Raw genomic sequence first — 1680 nt, 5'->3', positions numbered from 1 at the left:
GCAAGCAGTGCCACATCAACACGTCCCGCGCCTCGACCTACGGCTACGACCAGCGCGTGGAGCTTCTGGGCGACGCGGGCATGGTGCAGAGCCTGAACCGCAAGCCGAACGAGTTGCGCCGGTTCGGCGCCAGGCAGGTCGAGGCGGCGGACCCGTATCTGGACTTCTTCATCGAGCGCTACCGCGAGGCGTTCGACGCCGAGATCGACGCCTTCGTGGAGTCGGTGGTGAACGGCGCGCCCGTGCAGGCGAGCTTCGAGGACGGGCGGCGCGCGCTGGTCCTTGCCGAGGCGGCGATGATCTCGGCGCGCGAGGGCCGGATGGTCCGGGTCGAGGAACTGGACTGATGTACGAGGGCTACGGGCTGTTCATCGACGGCGCCTGGGTGCGCGGCAGCGGCACCGCCGAGGTCATGTCGCCGGTGACCGAAAAGCCGGTCGGGGAAGTCGCCGTGGCCGGACCGGGGGACACCGGTGCGGCGATCGGGGCCGCCGCCCGCGCCCTCCGGCCGCTTCTGGACATGGGAGGATTCGGCCGCGCCGATGCCCTGCACAGGGTGGCCGACGAGATGCGCCGCCGGACCGACGAGGCGGTTCGGATGATCTCGACCGAAACGGGCAAGCCCTTGGTGCAGTCGGGCCGGGAGTGGGGGCTGGCCTGCGACCAGTTCCGCTGGTTCGCCGAAGAAGCGCGGCGGATCTACGGCCGGATCGTCGAGAGCCGCGTGCCGGGCGGGCGCTTCGAGATCAGCCGCGAACCCGTGGGCATCGTTGGCGCATTCACGGCCTGGAACTTTCCCGCGGCCCTGCCGGCGCGCAAGCTTGCCCCGGCGCTGGCCGCCGGTTGCCCGGTGGTCCTGCGGCCGTCGTCGCAGACGCCCGGCGTGGCGATGATCATCGTCGATTGCATCCGGGCGGGCGGGTTGCCCGACGGCGCCGTGAACCTGGTTGTCGGCGCCACGGGCGAGACCTATGCGCCGATCATGGCCGATACGCGTGTCCGCAAGGTCTCGCTCACCGGTTCGACCCGTGTCGGCCAGCAGATGATCCGTGATGCCGCGGACACGGTGAAGAAGGTGTCGATGGAGCTTGGCGGCAACGCGCCGCTGATCGTGTTCGACGATGCCGATCTCGAGGCGGCGCTCGATGTCGCGGTGCCCACGAAATACGCCAATTGCGGGCAGGTCTGCGTCACCCCCGACCGTTTCTTCGTCCACGCGCGCCTGCATGACGCCTTCGTGGACGGCTTCGCGCGGCGCGCCGCCGCGATCCGGCTCGGCGACGGTCTGGACGAGGCGACGGCGATGGGCCCGCTGATCAGCGCGCGCCGCCTGCAGGAGATCGACGCCGTGGTCCAGGGGGCCGTCCGGGCCGGCGCCACCCTGGTTCATGGCGGCAGGCGCGCGCCCGGGTTCAACGCCGGGCATTTCTACGAACCGACTGTCCTGACCGGTGTCGCCGACGACATGGAGGTTTTCGCCCACGAGAACTTCGGCCCCGTCGCGGCGATCACGTCCTTCCGCGACGACGACGAGGTTTTCGAACGTGCGAACGCCAGCCCCATGGGCCTGTCGGCCTATGCCTTCACCCGGTCCCCCGAGCGCGCCCGCCGCACGGTCGCGGCGCTGAAGGCCGGGATGGTCGGGATCAACTCCTTCGCGCTGGCCGCCGCCGAGGCGCC

2 protein-coding genes are annotated in these 1680 nt (G+C 70.8%); both read left to right on the top strand.

What is annotated here, in order from left to right:
* Nucleotides 1-347 (top strand): Gfo/Idh/MocA family oxidoreductase (locus V7Q31_RS19105; protein WP_333835421.1); only part of this gene is annotated, 347 nt, incomplete at its 5' end.
* The coding region (locus V7Q31_RS19100) for an NAD-dependent succinate-semialdehyde dehydrogenase (protein WP_333835420.1) at nucleotides 347-1680 on the top strand (1334 nt) is incomplete at its 3' end. The genes V7Q31_RS19105 and V7Q31_RS19100, both read left to right, overlap by 1 nt.

The sequence above is a fragment of the Rubrimonas sp. genome (assembly GCF_036788415.1).
In the GTDB taxonomy this organism is placed as follows: Bacteria; Pseudomonadota; Alphaproteobacteria; order Rhodobacterales; family Rhodobacteraceae; genus Rubrimonas.
The sequence above is the reverse complement of the archived record's forward strand: the minus strand, read 5'-3'. Positions and strand labels throughout refer to the sequence as shown.